Origin of the sequence: Lentzea fradiae (genome assembly GCF_900100955.1) — a bacterium.
Lineage (GTDB): Bacteria > Actinomycetota > Actinomycetes > Mycobacteriales > Pseudonocardiaceae > Lentzea > Lentzea fradiae.
Genome location: NZ_FNCC01000006.1, coordinates 23,032 through 41,855, shown reverse-complemented (window position 1 = coordinate 41,855; position 18,824 = coordinate 23,032). Strand labels below are relative to the sequence as shown.

Below are 18,824 nucleotides of genomic sequence, written 5' to 3'. Positions count from 1 at the left end.
CCGTACAAAACTATCTGCTACGGTCCCTCTCATGACTTCAGGGGGATCGAGGATCGACGCGCGCTGGCTCGCGCTGATCGTGCTGTGCGCGGGGATGTTGATGATCGTGCTGGACCAGACGATCGTGAACGTCGCGCTGCCCGCGATCGAGGAGGACCTCAGGTTCGGTCAGGCGGGCCTGGCCTGGGTCGTGAACGCGTACCTGATCGCCTACGGCGGCCTGCTGCTGCTCGCCGGACGCCTGGGCGACCTGATCGGGCACCGGAAGGTGTTCCTGCTCGGACTGGGCGTCTTCACGGTCGCGTCGCTGCTCTGCGGCCTGTCCGTCAGCGCCGAGATGTTGATCGTCGCGCGGTTCGTGCAGGGTGCGGGCGGTGCGCTGGCCACGTCCGTGACGCTGGGCATGGTCGTGACGATGTTCCCGGAGAAGAACGAGCAACGACGCGCCATCGGCGTCTTCAGCTTCGTCGCGGCGGCCGGCGCGTCCCTCGGCCTGCTGCTCGGCGGCGTGCTCACCGACGCCATGTCGTGGCACTGGATCTTCTTCGTGAACATCCCGATCGGCATCGTTGCCGCCATCGCCGCCCTGCGCCTCGTGCCGGACTCCGCAGGACTGGGACTGCGTGAAGGCGCGGACGTCCTGGGTGCCTCGCTGGTCGTCGCCGCGGTGATGCTCGGCGTCTACACCATCGTCAAGGCCGAGCAGTACGGCTTCGGCTCGGCCCACACGCTCGTCCTGGGTGCCGTCGCGGTGGCGCTGCTGGCCGCGTTCGTGGTGAGGCAGCGGACCGCCGCGAAACCGCTGCTGCCGTTGCGGGTGTTCCGGTCCAGGAACGTGGCCGGCGCGAACCTGGTGCAGATGGCGATGGTCGCGGGCATGTTCGGCCTGTTCTTCCTCGGCACCCTCTACATGCAGCTCGTGCTGCAGTACACGCCCCTGCAGATCGGCCTGGCGTTCATGCCGGTGGCAGGCGCGATCGCGGTGTTCTCCGTATCGCTGTCCGCCCGCCTGAACGCCCGCTTCGGCGAACGCACGATGCTGATCGTCGGCCTGCTGTTCCTGCTCACCGGCATGGTCCTGTTCACGCAGGTACCGGTCGACGGCTCGTACGTGGAGCACGTCCTGCCCGCGGTGGCGCCCGTCGGCATCGGTCTCGGCCTGTCGTTCCCTGCACTGATGACACTCGCGATGTCCGGCGCGGCGCACGGCGAGGAGGGCATCGCGTCCGGCCTGGTCAACACGACCGCTCAGGTGGGCGGCGCACTCGGCCTGGCCGTGCTCGCGACCACCTCGACAAGCCGCACGTCATCGCTGCTGGCGGCGGGCGTGGCCAGGCCGGAAGCCCTGACCGCGGGCTTCCACCTGGCGTTCTGGATCTCCGCGGCACTCGTCACGGTGGCACTCGGCCTGGCGGTCTTCGTCCTGCGTCAGGTCGCCGTCGACCGCGAGGCCCAGCCCGTGCTCGTGCACTAGTGGTCGGCCAGTTCCTCACGCTTCAGGACTTCGTCGGTGCGCAGGATCGCGAACTCGCGGTCCTGTGCCTTGAGGACCTTCAGGAAGCCGGGACTGGTCTCGAAGACGTAGACCTCGTCCTTGTCGTTGATGCGTTCTTTGGGCACCCAAGGCGTGCTGACGATCGCCGCGACCGTCAACGCCGTCCCGGCCAGCAGCCAGGCGAACCACTTGAGCAGCCACCGGGCGTTGCGGATGGCCAGCACCATCACCACACCGATCACCACAGCGCCTGGCGCGATCCACCAGCGGTGGTAGCTGAGGATGTGCGACACCATCAGCGCCCCCAGCACGATCAACGCGAGAAGCGGCAACGCGTGCGGGCGCTCCGGATCCTTCCTGGTGCGGAAGAAGTAGAAGAACACCGCAGGCGTGACGACCATCAGCAGAACCGTGCTGATCCTGTCGTCCGCCATGAACGTGCCGAGGAACAACCCGGGCGCGTCGTCCAGTTCGAGCGTGTGCAGCAGAGCGAACGCTGTGTGCCATTCATAGTTCGAGACCGCCAGCAGCCTCAGCAGAACGAACAGGACGGCAACGCCCGTCAACGCGGACCCGGTGTGCTTCGCACTCACGCTGCGCACTATGGCAGGTGAGGCGTTCGCTACCCTGTCGGGACATCCCGTACCTGTTCTTCGAGGAGTCGTACCGTCGTGTCCGAGCGCACCCTTGTTCTCGTCAAGCCCGATGGCGTTGCCCGTGGTCTCGTCGGCGAGGTGATCGCCCGCATCGAGCGCAAGGGCCTCAAGCTCGCCGCCGTCGAGCTCCGCACCGCCGACCGTGCCACCGCCGAGCAGCACTACGCCGAGCACGACGGCAAGCCGTTCTACGGCGACCTGGTCTCGTTCATCACCGGCGGGCCGCTGGTCGCGCTCGTGGTGGAGGGCGTGCGGGCGGTTGCCGCCTTCCGCCAGCTCGCCGGTGGGACCGACCCCGTCGAGAAGGCCACTCCGGGGACCATCCGCGGGGACTTCGGGACCGAGGTCCAGTACAACCTGGTGCACGGGTCGGACTCGGTGGAGTCGGCGGAGCGCGAGATCAAGATCTGGTTCCCGAACCTCTGATCCGCGGTTGACGGCTTTTGGTGTTGGTGGGTTTCGGCCCTCTTGAGTTCGTTCGCTGATCTTGTCGGACCCTTTGGGCAGGTTGAGTCGCAGGGGTCCTGGTGGCGGGGGGACGCCTGCGTGAGCATGCGTCCCCCCTTTTTGTGCGGTGCGGGCCGGACGTGTGGTGGCTGGGCCCGATCAGCCACCGGAAGGGCGGCGGCCTGTAGGTGGTTGGTGGGGGTTACTGCTCGCCTTCGCGTGTGGGTGTCCTGCGGGGGCTTGAGCCCGGGCCGCCCGGGGTTGATCCGTTGAGGACAGTCCCTTCCGGATAGCCGAGTGGCAGGTACATCCACACGTCGTCCCAGCGGTCGTTGCCCACGGCGATCGCGTTGGGCATTCGGCCGCATTCGCGGAAGCCGGTGCGTTCGTACAGTTCTATCGCGCCGTGGTTGTTGCCTCGTACGCCCAGCATCGCTAGTTCGAAGCCTGCTGCGCGCGCGTTGTCCACCAGGGCTCGGACTACCCGTTGTCCCAGGCCGAGGCCGCGGGCTGATGGGTGGGCCATGATCTGTTGAAGTTCCACGCGGTGCTGGAAGACGGCGGTGCTGCCTTGGCGCCACAGGCCGATGGCGCGGATCGTGCCGTCCACGACGGCGGTGGCGAAGGCGGCTTTGCCGGTTCGGGTCTGGTCGAGGATGTCGTCCAGCCAGGCCGAGATTCGGTCGTACGTGGGTGGGGAGTGGTAGCCGACTGCGCCGCCCGCTGCCACCACGTCGTGGACGACTTCGTGGATCTCGAGTCGGTGCTGGCCGCTGGCGGTGGTCAGCCAGCGGAGGGCGATCTCCGGCATGGGGCGATCGTAATTGCGTCGAGAATTGTCGGACCCCTTGGCTACCGTCGGGTGGGTGGAGAACCTCGTCGAGGCCAAGGCTCTGACCAAGCACTTCGGGACGTTCGAGGCCGTGCGCGGGATCGATGTCGAGGTACGGCGCGGGGAGGCGTTCGGGTTCCTCGGGCCCAACGGGGCCGGGAAGTCGTCGACCATGCGGATGATCTCGTGCGTGTCCGGGCGGACCGGCGGGGAGCTGCGCGTGCTGGGGATGGACCCGGAGGTCGACGGGCCGCGGATTCGGGCTCGGCTCGGGGTGGTGCCGCAGCTCGACAACCTCGACACGGAGTTGACGGTCCGGCAGAACCTGCAGATCTACGGGCGGTACTTCGGGATGTCGCGGGCTCGGTGCCGGGAGAAGGCCGAGGAGCTGCTGGAGTTCGCGCAGCTCGCCGACAGGGCGGAGCACGAGGTCGAGCCGTTGTCGGGAGGGATGAAGAGGCGGCTGACGATCGCGCGGTCGTTGGTCAACGAACCCGAGCTGTTGCTGCTCGACGAGCCTACGACGGGGTTGGACCCGCAGGCGCGGCATCTGTTGTGGGACAGGCTGTTCCGGTTGAAGCAGGACGGCGTCACGTTGATCATCACGACGCACTACATGGACGAGGCCGAGCAGCTGTGCGACCGGCTCGTGGTCATGGACGGCGGGCGGATCGCGGCTGAGGGGTCGCCCGGTGAGCTGATCGGGCGGTACTCCACGCGGGAGGTGCTGGAGCTGCGGTTCCCGCCTGGCGCGGAGAAGCCGGATCTCGGCCGGTTCGCCGAGCGGGTCGAGGTGTTGCCGGACCGGTTGCTGCTCTACACGGGGGACGGGGAGCAGGCGCTCGCCAAGGTGCACGAGCACGGGGTGCAGCCGGTGCAGAGCCTGGTGCGGCGCAGTTCGCTGGAGGACGTGTTCCTGCGGCTCACCGGACGGACGTTGGTGGACTGATGGAGACGTTGAGGGCCTCCTGGTTCGGGTTCGAGAGGAGCTGGGCGTGGTATCGGCGCAACTGGCGCGCCACGGCCGTGTCGAGCTTTCTCACGCCGGTGTTGTTCCTGCTCGCGCTCGGGGTCGGGTTCGGGTCGCAGGTGCGGTCGACGGAGCTGATCGGCGGCGTGCCGTACCTGCAGTACCTCGCGCCCGCGCTGGTCGTGGTCACGGCGGTGCAAGGGGCCACGTTCGAGTCGACGTACCCGATCATGGCGCAGTTCATGTGGCAGAAGTCGTTCATCGCGATGGTGTCCACGCCGATCACGCCCGCGCAGGTGCTCTACTCGCAGGTGATGTGGGTCGGCACGCAGCTGACGCTGCGGGCCGTGGTGTTCGTGGGTGTCGCGGCGTTGCTCGGGGCGGCCGCCGGGCCGGGGATCCTGCTGGCCATCCCGCTCGCGGCGCTGGCGGGGCTCGCGTTCAGCGCGCCGTTGATGGCGTACAGCGCGACGCTGGAGAAACCGGACGCGTTCACGAACATCTTCCGGTTCGTGCTGATGCCGATGACGTTGTTCACCGGCGCGTTCTTCCCGGTCAGCCAGCTGCCGGACTGGTTGTTGCCGCTGGTGTGGCTCACACCGGCATGGCACGGCATCGAGCTCGCTCGCGGAGCGACGTTCGGCACGCTGGACCTCTTACCGGCGTTGGGGCACATCGCGTACCTGGGGGTGCTGGTCGTCGTGGGTGTCGTGCTCGGCGTGAAGTTCTTCCACCGAAGGCTGGCGGTGTGACATGACGCAGACCATCGACCGCGCCGGTCAGGCGAAGCCGGCGAGCGTGGGGCTGCTGTGGCGCGTGCTGCCGCCGGGGCTGTACGGGCGGCGCGCGAGCATGCTGGTCGAACGGTCCGCCGTCGTGCACCGGCGCGCGTGGTTCGTGCTGGTCGGCGGGGCGGTCGAGCCGTTGCTGTTCCTGTGGTCGCTCGGGCTGGGCTTCGGGCAGATGGTCTCGTCGGTGGCCGGGCCGGACGGGCGGCCGGTCAGCTACGTGGCGTTCGTCGCGCCCGCGCTGCTGGCTGCCAGCGCGATGAACGGGGCCGTGTACGACGCGACGTTCAACGTGTTCTTCAAGTTCAAGTACGCGAAGCTCTACGACGCGATGCTCACGACCCCGATGGGGCCGATGGACATCGCGATCGGCGAGATCTCGTGGGCCTTGCTGCGCGGCGGGCTCTACTCGGCGGGGTTCCTAGGCGTCATGCTCGGGATGGGCCTCATCGCCTCGCCGTGGGCGTTGCTCGCGCTGCCCGCGGCGCTGCTGGTCGCGTTCGCGTTCGCGGCGGTGGGCATGGCGGCCACGACGTTCATGCGGTCGTGGCTGGACTTCGACCTGGTGCAGCTCGCGGTGCTGCCGCTGTTCCTGTTCTCGACCACGTTCTACCCGCTGTCGGTCTACCCGGGCTGGCTGCAGACCGTGGTCACGTGGACGCCGCTCTACCACGCCGTCGAGGTGATGCGCGGGCTCACGCTCGGCGTCGTCGGCTGGGGCATGCTCGGCCACCTCGCCTACTTCGCGGTGATGGCGGCGGCCGGCACGGTGGTGGCGGCACGCAGGCTGGGCAAGCTGCTGCTGGACTGAACGGGGTGGTTCCGGCACGCGGTTCGGCGGCGCGCGGAGAGGCCGTTACTCTGGTCGTGTGAGTGCCGAGTCTGTTTTCCCCAGGTTGGAGCCCCTGCTGCCGCGGATCTCCAAGCCGGTGCAGTACGTCGGCGGGGAGCTCAACGCCACCGTCAAGGACTGGGACGCGGCCTCCGTGCGCTGGGCTTTGATGTACCCCGACGCGTACGAGGTCGGCCTGCCCAACCAGGGCGTCATGATCCTCTACGAGATCCTCAACGAGCTGCCGGACGTGCTCGCCGAGCGCACGTACGCCGTGTGGCCGGACCTCGAGAAGCTCATGCGTGAGCACGAGGTCCCGCAGTTCACGGTGGACGGGCACCGCCCGGTGAAGGCGTTCGACCTGATGGGCATCAGCTTCGCCACGGAGCTGGGCTACACGAACATGCTGACGGCGCTGGACCTCGCCGGCATCCCGCTGCACGCCGCCGACCGCACCGAGGACGACCCGATCGTGGTCGCCGGTGGTCACGCCGCGTTCAACCCGGAGCCGATCGCGGACTTCGTCGACGCGGCGGTGCTCGGCGACGGCGAGGAAGCCGTCCTGGAGATCACCGAGATCGTCAAGAGCTGGAAGGCCGAGGGCCGTCCCGGTGGCCGCGACGAGGTGCTGACCAGGCTGGCTGAGACCGGTGGCGTGTACGTCCCGCGCTTCTACGACGTGGAGTACCTGCCGGACGGCCGCATCCAGCGCGTCGTGCCGAACCGGGACCGCGTGCCGTACCGCGTGTTCAAGCGGACCACGATGGACCTCGACGCGTGGCCGTACCCGAAGCAGCCCCTCGTGCCGCTCGCCGAGAGCGTCCACGAGCGGATGAGCGTCGAGATCTTCCGCGGCTGCACGCGCGGCTGCCGCTTCTGCCAGGCGGGCATGATCACCCGGCCGGTGCGCGAGCGGTCCATCGAGGGCATCGGCGCCATGGTCCAGAAGGGTCTGGAGGCGACCGGTTTCGAGGAGGTCGGCCTGCTCAGCCTGTCGAGCGCCGACCACAGCGAGATCGCCGAGATCACCAAGGGCCTCGCCGACCGCTACGAGGGCACCAACACGGGCCTGAGCCTGCCGAGCACCCGCGTGGACGCGTTCAACATCGATCTGGCCAACGAGCTGTCCCGCAACGGCAGGCGTTCCGGCCTCACGTTCGCCCCCGAGGGCGGCAGCGAGCGGATGCGCCGCGTCATCAACAAGATGGTGTCCGAGGAAGACCTCATCAGGACGGTGTCGGCGGCGTTCTCCAACGGCTGGCGGCAGGTGAAGCTGTACTTCATGTGCGGCCTGCCGACGGAGGAGGACGAGGACGTCCTGCAGATCGCGGAGATGGCGAAGAACGTCATCCGCGCAGGCCGTCAGGCCAGTGGCCGCAACGACGTCCGCTGCACCATCTCGATCGGCGGGTTCGTGCCCAAGCCGCACACGCCGTTCCAGTGGGCCCCGCAGTGCGACCCGGAGACCGTCGACGACCGGCTGCGCAAGCTCCGCGAGGCCGTCAACTCCGACCGCAGCCTCGGCCGCAACATCGGCATGCGCTACCACGACGGCAAGCCGAGCCTCATCGAGGGCCTGCTCAGCCGCGGTGACCGCCGCGTCGGCAAGGTCATCGAGGCGGTGTGGCGCGACGGTGGCCGGTTCGACGGCTGGAGCGAGCACTTCAGCTACGAGCGGTGGACCGCCAAGGCCGCCGAGCAGCTGGAGCCGCTCGGCGTCGACCTCGCCTGGTTCACCACCCGCGAGCGCGAGGAGCTGGAGGTCCTGCCCTGGGACCACCTCGACTCGGGCCTCGACAAGGAATGGCTCTGGGCCGACTGGCAGGACGCGCTCGACGAGCGCGAGCAGGACGACTGCCGCTGGACCCCGTGCTTCGACTGCGGTGTGTGCCCGGCGATGGGCACGGACATCGAGGTCGGGCCGACGGGCCGCAAGCTGCTGCCGATCACACCGGTCGGCGTCGGCTCGCCGGTGAAGAACCCGGCGCTCACGCCGTAGAGGTGGAGGAGGGGCCCGCGAAAGCGGGCCCCTTACTTCTTCACGGCGGCCAGCGCGTCCACGAGGCCGTGGCCGTAGAAGGAGTTGTACTCCGAGTAGCCGGTGCAGAACGCGTCCTGCACGCCCGTGCCGTTGAGGTCGTAGTCGGCAGGACACGCGAGCGTGTCGGCCTGCGCGTTCAACATGCGTCCCAGCGACAGCGCGTCAGCCTCGGGGTGCACGGACGCGATGAGCGCCGCCACTCCGGACGCGTGCGGCGCCGCCATCGACGTGCCGCACGAGTAGTCGTAGCCGGACGGCACGGTCGAGAGCACACATCCGCCGGGCGTCCGCGTGCTGCCGCCAGGCGCCGTCACGTCGATCGCACCGAGGCCGTACGAGCTGTACCCGGCCTTGGTCTTCGTCGCCTCCACGGCCGACACGCCGACCACGTTCTTGAGCTGCGCGGGCAGCACGACGCACGTCGGGTCGACCGGACGCGTCTGCGCGTCGCCGTTCGTCGGCGAGACCGAGTCGCGGCCGGGACGGGACAGGTCCGCGGCGTTGTTGCCGGCGGCGGCGACGTGCAGCACGTTGCGTGAGGTCGCGTAGTCGACGGCGCGGCGCACGGCCTCGTAGACGACCCGCTGACCGGGCGCGCTCTGGCACGTGAACAGGTACGGGTCGACGAAGTAGCTGTTGTTCGTGATGGTCATGCCCTGCGCGGCGGCCCACATGAACCCGCACACCGCGTACTCGGGGTAGATGAACCCCTCGTCGTCGACGACCTTCACGGACGCGATGCGCACACCGGGCGCGACGCCCGTGATGCCGCGGCCGTCGTCAGCGGCGGCGATGGTGCCCGCGACGTGCGTGCCGTGGGCGGAGGTCGTCGGGGTCCACGCGCCCGGCGAGGTGTCGGGCCTGCCGGTCAGGCAACCGGCGGACAGCTCGGGGTCGAGCGCGTCGGCCAGGTCGGGGTGGCGGGCGTCGACACCGGAGTCCAGGACGCCCACGACGACCGACCGGGAACCGGTGGTGATCTCGTGCGCCGCCGGGGCGTTGATGAGATCCATGTCCCATTGTTCGCCCGAGCGCTGCCCGGACGCCCGGAAGAGCTCGGTGTCGTCCTTCTTCCGCTTCGGCGAGCGCTTGGCGACGCTCTCCGCCTGGGCGCTGTACGCGCGCTGCGGGCCGATCGCCTTCAGGAAGCCGGGGTCGGGGGAGGTGGCCACCGCGACCCCGATCTCGGGGTAGTAGACGGTGGGCGTCCCGCACGCCCGCGTGATCTCCGCGTCCGCCGCCTCAGCGGTCGTGAACTGCGAGAACACCACGAGGTAGCGCAGCAGCGGACCGGGCTGGATGCAACCGGGCGCGTTCGGCTCCGCGGCGACGGGCAGCGGCACCGCCAGGCACCCTGCCGCGAGCAGCACGGTCATCGCCGCCGCTCTGGCGCGGTGGAGCAGAGGCACCGGGGACCTCCAGTTCGGCGGGGCGTCCAGTCAGCCGGACCGTAACCACGCACAACGATCTAGACAAGCCGAACGCTCCGAATCGAGTTCACGGTACCGTCCTACCGGACGAACAGCCTGCGCCGATGGGACCGCTCACCCGTCGGAACCACTCCTGGGAGCACCACTGAGCCGCCACCAGCCCAACAACCCGTCTGCCGCCGCCGTGCAGAAACTGCGACTCCGCTACACCAAGCGGGGGAGGCTGCGCTTCACCTCGCACCGCGACATCGCTCGTACGTTCGAACGAGCGCTGCGCAGGGCAGGCGTACCCATGGCGTACTCCCAGGGCTTCAGCCCTCACCCGAAGGTGTCGTGGGTGGGGGCCGCGCCGACCGGTGTCGCGAGCGAGGCCGAGTACGTCGAGGTCTCCGTCGTCGAACGGGTCGACCCCGAGGCGCTGAAGGCGGCGCTCGACGAGGCGCTGCCGCCCGGCATCGACGTCGTCGACGTCGTGCAGGCCCGCGGGGGCAACCTCACGGAGCGGATCGACGCGAGTGAGTGGCGGATCGAGCTCGACGGCGTCGAGCCCGATGCGCTGGCCGAGGCGGTGGCCGCGCTGCTGGCCGCCGGCGAGGTGGAGGTCGAACGGCTCACCAAGGACGGCAAGAAGGTGATCGACGTGCGGCCCGCCATCGTGTCGGCGCTGGTCGAACCACGTTCGAGCGATGCCGGACACGATGAGCCCGCATTGTCACAACCGTGTGGGATACTCATGACGGTCGTGCGGCAGGTAACGCCTACCGTCCGACCCGACGACGTGCTGAATGCGCTTCGTGTCGTCGCCGATCTCGTGCCGCCGGTACCTGCGAGAGCAACCCGGATGGCGCAGGGACGGCTCGACGACGAAGGCAGGCTGGTGGACCCGCTCCAGCAGGACAAGGAGTCCTGACGAGCGCAGACGGTGTCTGATTGGTTCTGGCCTCGTCGCAAACAGGAGGAGCGACGCTGACAGCGGCGTCGTCGTGGGACCTGCGCAAGCGTGCGCCCGCCGAGGCGCCACGCCACTGCGCGCGAGGCAAGGATTCCCGCCGCGAGCAGCGGTGGAGAGAGACAAGAGAGGCCCCTGCGCGGCCGCGTCCTCACGGGACGCGCCCGGGGGTGGAGGAGCTGCATGTCGAACACGGAACAGCCTGCCGGTGGAACCGGCGGGCAGGGTGTGGTTTCCGCACGCCCTGAACTCGCGGACCTGCCCGAGAAGCTGCGGGTCCACGCACTGGCGAAGCTGCTGGACGTCAGCAGCAAGGACGTGATGACGGCGCTGGCCGACCTCGGTGAGGTCGCCCGCAGCGCGCAGTCGAGCGTGAGCCGCGACGTCGCCCTGAAGGTCGCCGAGACCCTCGTGGACTGGGACGACGTCGTGACCGGTGAGGTCACCGAGGACTTCGAGCCGCCGGCCGTGCCGGCGTTCGAGGCCCCGGCGCTCGCACCGGTCTTCGCGCCGCCGACCGCGGTCTTCATGCCGCCGCAGCCGATCGAGCGCCCGAAGGCGGCCGCGTCGCCGTTCGTCGTCGAGGCCGAGGAGGAGCCGGCGGAGGACGAGAAGTCCGTCGGTGAGATCGCGGCCGACGAGCTCGACGCCGCCGAGGCCGAGGGTGACGACGAGGGCGACGGCCGCCGTCGCCGCCGCCGCGGCCGTCGTGGCCGTGGCCGCGGCAAGGGCACCGACGCCGAGGCGGGCACCGAGGAGACCGACGAGACCCCGGCGGAGGACGCCGAGGCCGCGCAGGAGTCCGAGGCCGCCGACGAGACCGAGGACGAGGGCGAGGAGGGCTCGACCCGCCGCCGTCGCCGCCGCCGTCGCCGCAAGACCGGCGCGGACGAGGAGGTCTCGTCCGAGGACGACCCGCCGAACACGGTCGTGCACGTCCGCGACGCGCGCGACGACAAGGCCGACTCCGAGGCCGCGCAGAGCGAGGTGCGCAGCATCCGCGGCTCGACGCGCCTGGAGGCCAAGCGCCAGCGCCGCCGCGACGGCCGTGAGGCCGGTCGCCGCCGTGCCCCGGTGCTCACCGAGGCCGAGTTCCTGGCCCGTCGCGAGGCCGTGGCCCGCACGATGGTCGTCCGCGAGCGCGGCGACCGCACCCAGATCGGCGTGCTGGAAGACGGCGTGCTGGTCGAGCACTTCGTCACGTCGTCGGGCAGCGGCTCGATCGTCGGCAACGTGTACCTCGGCCGCGTGCAGAACGTGCTGCCGAGCATGGAGGCCGCGTTCATCGACATCGGCCGCGGCCGCAACGCCGTGCTCTACGCCGGTGAGGTCGACTGGGACGCCGCCGGTCTCGAGGGCAAGTCCCGCAAGATCGAGCAGGCGCTGTCCAGCGGCGACTCGGTGCTGGTGCAGGTCACCAAGGACCCGGTCGGCCACAAGGGCGCCCGCCTCACCACCCAGATCAGCCTCCCCGGCCGCTTCCTGGTCTACGTGCCGGGCGGCGGTGCCACCGGCATCAGCCGCAAGCTGCCGGACAACGAGCGCAAGCGCCTCAAGGACATCCTGAAGAGGGTCGTCCCCGAGGACGCCGGCGTGATCATCCGCACCGCCTCGGAGGGCATCTCCGAGGAGGAGCTGGCGCGCGACGTCACCCGCCTGCAGGCGCAGTGGAAGGTCATCAAGGAGAAGTCCGAGAGCACCTCCACCAAGGCCCCGACGCTGCTCTACGAGGAGCCGGACCTGCTGGTGAAGGTCGTCCGCGACCTGTTCACCGAGGACTTCGCCCAGCTCGTCGTCCAAGGCGACGAGGCGTGGGACGTCATCGACGGCTACGTCCGCCACGTGGCGCCGGACCTGCAGGACCGCCTGAAGAAGCACGTCGGCAACAACGACGCGTTCGTCGAGTACCGCATCGACGAGCAGCTGATGAAGGCGCTCGACCGCAAGGTCTGGCTGCCCTCCGGCGGCTACCTGATCATCGACCGCACCGAGGCGATGACGGTCATCGACGTCAACACCGGCAAGTTCACCGGGTCGGGCGGCAACCTCGAGGAGACCGTCACCCGCAACAACCTGGAGTCGGCGGAGGAGATCGTCCGCCAGCTCCGGCTGCGCGACATCGGCGGCATCATCGTCATCGACTTCATCGACATGGTGCTCGAGTCGAACCGCGACCTGGTGCTGCGCCGCCTGACCGAGTGCCTGGGCCGCGACCGCACGCGTCACCAGGTCGCCGAGGTCACCTCGCTCGGCCTCGTGCAGATGACCCGCAAGCGGGTCGGCACTGGCCTGCTCGAGGCGTTCAGCCAGACGTGTGAGCACTGCCGCGGTCGCGGCGTGGTCGTGTCCACCGAGCCGGTGCACTCGCACGGCGGTGGCAACGGTGGCGGCCAGCAGCAGCCGCAGCAGGGCGGTGGCCGCAAGTCCCGCCGCAACAAGGGCGGCGACCAGGCGCCCGAGACGACCGAGACGACCGAGGTCGTCGAGGCCGCCGTCGAGGCCCCCGCGGCACCGGCCGAGCCCGAGGTCGTCGAGCGGGGCGAGCCGGAGGACGTCTCCGAGGACGTCGTCGCGGCCGACCAGGAGCACGAGGGCCACGGCCGTCGCCGTCGCCGCCGTCGTGGCCGCGACAAGGAGCAGCAGGCCGTCGTCGACGCGGTCGTCGCCGAGGAGCAGGTGCTCAACGGCCACGTGCCGCACGAGGTCGCCGAGGACCCGGAGCCGATCGAGACCGACCCGGTCGTCGAGGAGTCGGTGGAGGAGCTCGTCGAGCCGGTCGCGCCGGAACCCGAGCAGCCGGTCGTGACCGGTCGCATCGGTGCCCAGCAGCCGGCCGTGACGGGCCGGATCGGCGCGCAGCAGCCCGCGGTGACCGGCAGGATCGGCGCGCAGCAGCCCGCCGTGACGGGTCGCATCGGTGCCCAGCAGCCCAAGCCCGAGGCCGGTCAGGAGCCCGTGGAGGCCCCGCAGCCGGTCGCCGCGCCCGAACCCGTGGCGCAGGCCCCCGCGGCTCCTGTGGAGGCTCCCGCGGCCCGTCCGAGGCGTCGTGCGGCCAAGCGTGCCGCCGGTGCCCCGGTGGCCGTCGAGGCGCCCGCTCCGGTGGTCGTCGAGGTGCCGAAGCAGCCGGAGGTCCAGCTGCCCCCGCCGGTGGTCACCACCACCCGCAGGCGCCGCGCCGTGTCGCGGCCCGCGGGACCGCCGGTCCAGGAGGACTGACACGCGGAGAACACGGGACCGGGGTCGCCTGCGGGCGGCCCCGGTTTCGCGTTGTGAGGGACCGCACAGCCTGCGGAAACCCGATCCGGGCACCCCGGTTTGCTCCGGAAGTACCCACTCCCGTAACCTTGACGACGGCCCGCCATCCGACGGGTCCTGTCGTATGCCCCCTCTGCTGGTTTCTCGCAGACGGGTTGGCGCACGGCCCGTCACCATCGAGTAGCAGGAGACTTCCGTCCTGATGTACGCGATCGTCAAGACCGGCGGCAAGCAGTACAAGGTCGCTGTCGGCGACATCGTCGAGGTCGAGAAGCTCGAGGGCGAGCCGGGCACCGAAATCTCCCTCCAGACGCTGCTCGTGGTCGACGGCACTGACGTCACCGCCGACGCTGCGGCTCTGGAGAAGTTCTCGGTGACCGGCAAGGTCGTCGAGCACACCAAGGGCCCGAAGATCCGCATCCACAAGTTCAAGAACAAGACCGGCTACCACAAGCGACAGGGTCACCGTCAGAAGCTGACCCGCGTCGAGGTCACCGGCATCACCGGTAAGTGAGGACCTGACTTCTCATGGCACACAAAAAGGGTGCGTCCAGTTCCCGCAACGGCCGTGACTCCAACCCCCAGTACCTGGGTGTGAAGCGGTTCGGTGGTCAGGTCGTCAAGGCCGGCGAGATCCTGATCCGCCAGCGCGGCACCAAGTTCCACCCCGGCGTCGGCGTCGGCATCGGCAAGGACGACACGCTGTTCGCCCTTCTGCCCGGTGCGGTGGAGTTCGGCATGAAGCGTGGTCGCAAGACCGTCAACATCGTTCCGGTCGCGGTCTGAGGAAGACCGCTCCGCAACGACAGTGAGACACCTCGACGAGGGGCGGGACCGGTCAGCCGGCTCGCCCCTCGTCGCTTTGTTCAAGACTTTGAAGGGAAGTAGTTCCGTGGCCCGCTTCGTAGACCGGGTGGTGATCCACGCTGCCGCCGGCAACGGGGGCAACGGTTGTGCTTCAGTGCACCGCGAGAAGTTCAAGCCGCTCGGCGGCCCGGACGGCGGCAACGGGGGCAGCGGCGGCAACGTCGTCCTCGTCGTCGACTCGCAGGTACACACCCTGCTCGACTTCCACTTCCGCCCGCACGCCTCCGCCACCAACGGCAAGGCGGGCGCGGGCGCGAACCGTGACGGAGCCAACGGCGAGGACCTGGTCCTGCGCGTCCCGGACGGCACCGTCGTGCTGACCGAGGACGGCGAGGTCGTCGCGGACCTCGTCGGTGAGGGCACCACGCTCATCGCCGCCGCGGGTGGCCGTGGTGGCCTGGGCAACGCCTCGCTGGCGTCCAAGGCCCGCAAGGCCCCCGGTTTCGCGCTGCTCGGTGAGCCGGGCGAGACCCGTGACCTGGTGCTGGAGCTCAAGTCCGTCGCGGACGTCGGCCTGCTCGGGTTCCCGTCGGCCGGCAAGTCTTCGCTGATCTCGGTGCTGTCCGCGGCCAAGCCGAAGATCGCCGACTACCCGTTCACCACCCTGATGCCGAACCTCGGCGTGATCACCGCGGGCGAGACCATCTTCACGATGGCCGACGTCCCCGGCCTCATCCCCGGCGCGTCGCAGGGCAAGGGCCTCGGCCTGGAGTTCCTGCGCCACATCGAGCGCACGGCCGTGCTCGCGCACGTCGTCGACTGCGCGACGTACGAGCCGGGCCGCGACCCGCTGGCGGACATCGACGCGCTCGAGAAGGAGCTCGCCGAGTACACGCCGTCGATGGGCGGGAACTTCGCCGACCGGCCGCGCGTGGTGATCCTGAACAAGGTGGACATCCCGGACGCGCAGGACCTCGCCGACATCGTCCGCCCGGAGATCGAGGCCCGCGGCCTGCCGGTCTTCGAGGTGTCGACGGTGTCCCGCAAGGGTCTGCGCGAGCTGTCGTTCGCGCTGGCCGACATCGTGCGGGAGTACCGCGAGGCCCAGCCGAAGAAGGAATCGACCCGGATCGTCCTGCGGCCGACCGCCGTGGACGACGAGGGCTACACCGTGACCGAGGACCCCTCGGTCGAGGGTGGGTTCATCGTGCGGGGCGACCGCCCCGAGCGCTGGATCCGCCAGACCGACTTCTCCAACGACGAAGCCGTCGGTTACCTCGCGGACCGCCTGAACAGGCTGGGCGTCGAGGACAAGCTCGTGAAGATGGGCGCCGTTCCCGGCTGCCAGGTCACCATCGGCGACCTCGTGTTCGACTGGGAGCCGACGACCCCGGCCGGCATCGCGATGACGATGACCGGACGGGGCACGGACGCCCGTCTCGAGCGCAACGACCGCATCGGCGCCACCGAGCGCAAGGCCCTCAGGAAGGCCCGTCGCGCGCCCGGAGACCACGGCGACGACCACGGTGACTTCAGCGAGGAGTAAGAAGTGACGGCCCCCGTGGTCTCACCGGCAAGAACCGCTATCGCCTCCGCGCACCGCATCGTGGTGAAGGTCGGTTCTTCGTCTCTGACAACGGCGGAAGGTGGCCTCGACCCGGCGCGTCTCGACGCGCTGGTCGACGCCCTCGCCGCCAGGACCGCGGCGGGCAGCCAGGTGGTGCTGGTGTCCTCGGGTGCCATCGCTGCCGGCCTGGCGCCGCTGCGGATCTCCCGCCGCCCGCGAGACCTCGCGACGCAGCAGGCCGCCGCGAGCGTCGGGCAGCTGACGCTCGCGCACGCCTACGCGAACTCGTTCGGCCGCTACTCGCTGACCGTCGGCCAGGTCCTGCTGACCGCGGACGACGTGGTGCGCCGTTCCCACTACCGCAACGCGCAGCGCACGTTCGACAGGCTGCTGGCGCTCGGCACGGTGCCGGTCGTGAACGAGAACGACACCGTGGCCACCGAGGAGATCCGCTTCGGTGACAACGACCGCCTCGCCGCGCTGGTGGCCCACCTGATCGGCGCGGACGCGCTGTTCCTGCTGTCCGACGTGGACGCCCTGTACTCCGGCGACCCGCGCAAGCCCGGTGCCGTGCGCATCTCCGAGGTGGCGTCGGCGTCCGATGTGGACGGTGTGCAGGCGGGCAGCGCCGGCGCGTCCGGACTCGGCACCGGCGGCATGGCCTCGAAGCTCGCCGCTGCCCGTCTGGCCTCGTCGGCAGGCATCCCGGTGCTGCTCACCGGCGCCACCGAGGCGGCCCGTGCTCTCACCACCGCCGACGTCGGCACCGCGTTCGCCCCCACGGGTTCCCGTCTATCCGCCCGCCGTTTCTGGCTCGGCTACGCCACCGACGCCAACGGCCGTCTGCACCTCGACGACGGCGCGGTCGCCGCGGTCGTCGGCAGGCGTCGTTCGCTGCTGGCCGCCGGGATCACCGGTGTCGACGGCGACTTCGAGGCGGGCGACGTCGTGGAGCTGCTCAGTCTCGCGGGCGAGGTCGTGGCCCGCGGCGTCGTCGGCTACGACTCGGCGGAGCTGCCGTCGCTGATCGGCCGCAAGACCCACGACCTGCCGGAGGAGCAGCGTCGCGAGGTCGTGCACGCGGATGACCTGGTGCCCTTGCATCGCTAGTGTCTCCGGCATGGCCAGGATGCACGACGTCGTGATCGACTGCGCACATCCCTCGGCGCTGGCCCGGTTCTGGGCGCAGGCGCTGGACGACCACGAGCTGGCGCCGTACGGCGAGGTGGAGCTGGCCCGGCTGCGGGCGCTGGGCGTCGACGACCCCGAGGACGACCCGTCCGTGCTGCTCGACGGGTCGCCGCGGTTCTTCTTCAACCGCGTGCCCGAGCCGAAGACGGTGAAGAACCGCGTGCACGTCGACCTGTGGTGCGATGACGTCGAGGCGGAGGTGGCCCGGCTGGTCGGCCTCGGTGCGTCGGTGGTGAGCCGGGACGGCATCTGGTTCGTGCTGGCCGACCCGGAGGGCAACGAGTTCTGCCTCAGCTCAACCGAACACCCCTTGTCTCCGGAAGCGTGAGCACCACCAGGAACGTGATCACCGCGGCCACGGCGACGTACCAGAAGAACACGGTGCCGCCGACGGCCTGGATGACGAGCGGGGCCGTGCCGCCGAACAACGCCACGGTCAGGTTGTACCAGGCGCCGATGCCGAGCCCGCGCAGCTCGGTCGGGAACAGCTCGCTCATGATCGCGGGCGCGATCGACGTGAGCGCGGTGTAGAGGCCGAGCCCGACCGAGAAGACGATCACCAGGTTCAGCAGCCCCGGCCGGACCAGCGACGACAGCGGCACCACCAGCAACGCCATCGCCGCGGCCCACACCAGCATCTGCGGCTTGCGCCCGAACCGGTCGGCCGCCCACCCCAGCGGGTACTGCAGCGCGATGAACACGACGGTCCCGATCGACAACGCCAGGAACACGTCCACGGCGTCCGCGCCCTTCGTCTTCACGGCGAACGGCGTCAGCGCGGAGAAGAACGTGTAGAAGCACAGCGTCGAGAGCAGCGTGATGCCGACGAGCTGGCCGACGGCCTTCGGGTGTTCCTTCAGCGTGAGCAGCAACGGGTTCCGCAGCTTCTCGGCCTTCGCGCGGTTCTCTTCGAACTGGTCTGTCTCCGGGAGTGCCCGCCGCAGCCACAACCCGATCAGCCCGAGCACACCGCCGATCAGGAACGGCACGCGCCAGCCGTAGGAGGCCATCGCGGCCGAGTCGAGGCCGCGGGACAGGAAGAACCCGAGCAGCGACGACACCAGCACCGCCGCACCCGTCGAGATGTAGAAGAACGACGAGTAGCGCCCGCGGTGGCTCGGCTCGGCGATCTCCCCGAGATACGCGGAAGCGTTCGAGACCTCGCCGCCGAGCGCCATGCCCTGCGCGATGCGCGCGAGCACGAGCAGCACCGGCGAGAGCCAGCCGACCTGCTCGAACGTCGGCAGCAGGCCGATCACGACGGAGCCGCCGGACATCAGCGCGATCGTGAGCAGCATCGCCGTGCGCCTGCCCTTGAGGTCGGCGAACCGGCCGAGCAGGTAGCCGCCGAGCGGGCGGAAGAAGAACGCGAGCGCGAAGGTGGCGAACGTGCTCAGCAGCGCGGCCGTCTCGTTGCCGCTGGGGAAGATCTGGGTGGCGAAGTAGATGCTGAACGCCGTGTAGATGCCCCAGTCGTACCACTCGACCGCGTTGCCGGCGGACGCGGCGACGAGCTTGCGCACGGGCAGTCGATGCGTTCCCGAAGTAACCGCCATGTGGTCAC

Annotated in this window: 17 protein-coding genes; 13 read left to right on the top strand and 4 right to left on the bottom strand. The window is 69.9% G+C overall.

Annotated features, from left to right (window positions below):
* The first annotated feature begins 31 nt into the window (after positions 1-31).
* Positions 32-1,474 carry an MFS transporter gene (locus tag BLT23_RS14790; RefSeq protein WP_090049570.1) on the top strand — a complete coding sequence of 481 codons (1,443 nt, stop codon included), beginning with the start codon at positions 32-34 and terminating at the stop codon, positions 1,472-1,474.
* On the opposite strand, the gene BLT23_RS14785 is transcribed toward BLT23_RS14790, so the two are convergent.
* Positions 1,471-2,088 carry a hypothetical protein gene (locus tag BLT23_RS14785; protein WP_245743965.1) on the bottom strand — a complete coding sequence of 206 codons (618 nt, stop codon included), beginning with the start codon at positions 2,086-2,088 and terminating at the stop codon, positions 1,471-1,473. The genes BLT23_RS14790 and BLT23_RS14785 overlap by 4 nt on opposite strands.
* A gap of 78 nt (positions 2,089-2,166) precedes the next feature.
* Here BLT23_RS14785 and ndk point away from each other — a divergent pair, with 78 nt between their 5' ends.
* A complete protein-coding gene (ndk, locus tag BLT23_RS14780) occupies positions 2,167-2,577 on the top strand; it encodes a nucleoside-diphosphate kinase (protein WP_090049567.1) in 411 nt (136 codons plus the stop codon).
* A gap of 223 nt (positions 2,578-2,800) precedes the next feature.
* Here ndk and BLT23_RS14775 read toward each other — a convergent pair whose 3' ends face one another.
* Positions 2,801-3,409 (bottom strand): GNAT family N-acetyltransferase, encoded by a 609-nt coding sequence (locus tag BLT23_RS14775; RefSeq protein ID WP_090049565.1) that lies wholly within the window; start codon positions 3,407-3,409, stop codon positions 2,801-2,803.
* Positions 3,410-3,464: 55 nt separating this feature from the next.
* Between BLT23_RS14775 and BLT23_RS14770 the strand changes: the two genes are divergently transcribed.
* From BLT23_RS14770 to BLT23_RS14755, 4 genes are read left to right on the top strand one after another with little or no spacing between them, the layout of a single operon-like run.
* Positions 3,465-4,379 (top strand): ABC transporter ATP-binding protein, encoded by a 915-nt coding sequence (locus tag BLT23_RS14770; protein WP_245743964.1) that lies wholly within the window; start codon positions 3,465-3,467, stop codon positions 4,377-4,379.
* Positions 4,379-5,152 carry an ABC transporter permease gene (locus BLT23_RS14765; protein ID WP_090049562.1) on the top strand — a complete coding sequence of 258 codons (774 nt, stop codon included), beginning with the start codon at positions 4,379-4,381 and terminating at the stop codon, positions 5,150-5,152. Before BLT23_RS14770 ends, BLT23_RS14765 begins: the two co-directional genes overlap by 1 nt.
* Position 5,153: 1 nt before the next feature.
* Complete coding sequence (locus BLT23_RS14760) at positions 5,154-5,999, top strand: ABC transporter permease (RefSeq protein ID WP_090049561.1); 846 nt, start codon at positions 5,154-5,156, stop codon at positions 5,997-5,999.
* 58 nt (positions 6,000-6,057) lie between these two features.
* A complete protein-coding gene (locus BLT23_RS14755; RefSeq protein ID WP_090049560.1) occupies positions 6,058-8,019 on the top strand; it encodes a TIGR03960 family B12-binding radical SAM protein in 1,962 nt (653 codons plus the stop codon).
* Between the two features lie 32 nt (positions 8,020-8,051).
* Here the strand turns inward: BLT23_RS14755 and BLT23_RS14750 are convergent, their stop codons facing one another.
* On the bottom strand, positions 8,052-9,470 hold the full coding sequence (locus BLT23_RS14750) for a S8 family peptidase (RefSeq protein WP_245743963.1): 1,419 nt from the start codon (positions 9,468-9,470) through the stop codon (positions 8,052-8,054).
* A gap of 205 nt (positions 9,471-9,675) precedes the next feature.
* On the opposite strand from BLT23_RS14750, the gene BLT23_RS14745 reads away from it, so the two are divergent.
* The 7 genes from BLT23_RS14745 (at position 9,676) to BLT23_RS14715 (ending at position 17,588) form a co-directional block, all read left to right on the top strand.
* Positions 9,676-10,401: a TIGR03936 family radical SAM-associated protein gene (locus BLT23_RS14745; protein WP_090049558.1), complete on the top strand. Its 726-nt coding sequence runs from the start codon at positions 9,676-9,678 to the stop codon at positions 10,399-10,401.
* A gap of 222 nt (positions 10,402-10,623) precedes the next feature.
* Positions 10,624-13,656: a translation initiation factor IF-2 N-terminal domain-containing protein gene (locus tag BLT23_RS14740; protein ID WP_090049557.1), complete on the top strand. Its 3,033-nt coding sequence runs from the start codon at positions 10,624-10,626 to the stop codon at positions 13,654-13,656.
* A 241-nt stretch (positions 13,657-13,897) separates the two neighbouring features.
* On the top strand, positions 13,898-14,209 hold the full coding sequence (gene rplU / locus BLT23_RS14735) for a 50S ribosomal protein L21 (RefSeq protein WP_030468121.1): 312 nt from the start codon (positions 13,898-13,900) through the stop codon (positions 14,207-14,209).
* A 14-nt stretch (positions 14,210-14,223) separates the two neighbouring features.
* Positions 14,224-14,481: a 50S ribosomal protein L27 gene (gene rpmA / locus BLT23_RS14730; protein ID WP_030468120.1), complete on the top strand. Its 258-nt coding sequence runs from the start codon at positions 14,224-14,226 to the stop codon at positions 14,479-14,481.
* 106 nt (positions 14,482-14,587) lie between these two features.
* Positions 14,588-16,048, top strand: coding sequence for a GTPase ObgE (obgE, locus tag BLT23_RS14725; protein ID WP_090049555.1), 1,461 nt, complete (start codon positions 14,588-14,590; stop codon positions 16,046-16,048).
* A gap of 3 nt (positions 16,049-16,051) precedes the next feature.
* Complete coding sequence (proB, locus tag BLT23_RS14720) at positions 16,052-17,179, top strand: glutamate 5-kinase (protein WP_176946750.1); 1,128 nt, start codon at positions 16,052-16,054, stop codon at positions 17,177-17,179.
* A 10-nt stretch (positions 17,180-17,189) separates the two neighbouring features.
* Positions 17,190-17,588, top strand: a complete 399-nt coding sequence (locus tag BLT23_RS14715; protein ID WP_090049552.1) for a VOC family protein — start codon at positions 17,190-17,192, stop codon at positions 17,586-17,588.
* On the opposite strand, the gene BLT23_RS14710 is transcribed toward BLT23_RS14715, so the two are convergent.
* A complete protein-coding gene (locus BLT23_RS14710) occupies positions 17,551-18,816 on the bottom strand; it encodes an MFS transporter (protein ID WP_090049550.1) in 1,266 nt (421 codons plus the stop codon). The genes BLT23_RS14715 and BLT23_RS14710 overlap by 38 nt on opposite strands.
* Positions 18,817-18,824 lie beyond the last annotated feature (8 nt).

Excerpts from the sequence above, each read along its gene's own strand:
- BLT23_RS14790 (WP_090049570.1), top strand. The coding sequence starts at position 32 with ATGACTTCAGGGGGATCGAGGATCGACGCGCGCTGGCTCGCGCTGATC.
- BLT23_RS14775 (WP_090049565.1), bottom strand. The coding sequence starts at position 3,409 with ATGCCGGAGATCGCCCTCCGCTGGCTGACCACCGCCAGCGGCCAGCAC.
- BLT23_RS14765 (WP_090049562.1), top strand. The coding sequence starts at position 4,379 with ATGGAGACGTTGAGGGCCTCCTGGTTCGGGTTCGAGAGGAGCTGGGCG.
- BLT23_RS14760 (WP_090049561.1), top strand. The coding sequence starts at position 5,154 with ATGACGCAGACCATCGACCGCGCCGGTCAGGCGAAGCCGGCGAGCGTG.
- BLT23_RS14740 (WP_090049557.1), top strand. The coding sequence starts at position 10,624 with ATGTCGAACACGGAACAGCCTGCCGGTGGAACCGGCGGGCAGGGTGTG.
- rplU (WP_030468121.1), top strand. The coding sequence starts at position 13,898 with ATGTACGCGATCGTCAAGACCGGCGGCAAGCAGTACAAGGTCGCTGTC.
- rpmA (WP_030468120.1), top strand. The coding sequence starts at position 14,224 with ATGGCACACAAAAAGGGTGCGTCCAGTTCCCGCAACGGCCGTGACTCC.
- BLT23_RS14715 (WP_090049552.1), top strand. The coding sequence starts at position 17,190 with ATGGCCAGGATGCACGACGTCGTGATCGACTGCGCACATCCCTCGGCG.
- BLT23_RS14710 (WP_090049550.1), bottom strand. The coding sequence starts at position 18,816 with ATGGCGGTTACTTCGGGAACGCATCGACTGCCCGTGCGCAAGCTCGTC.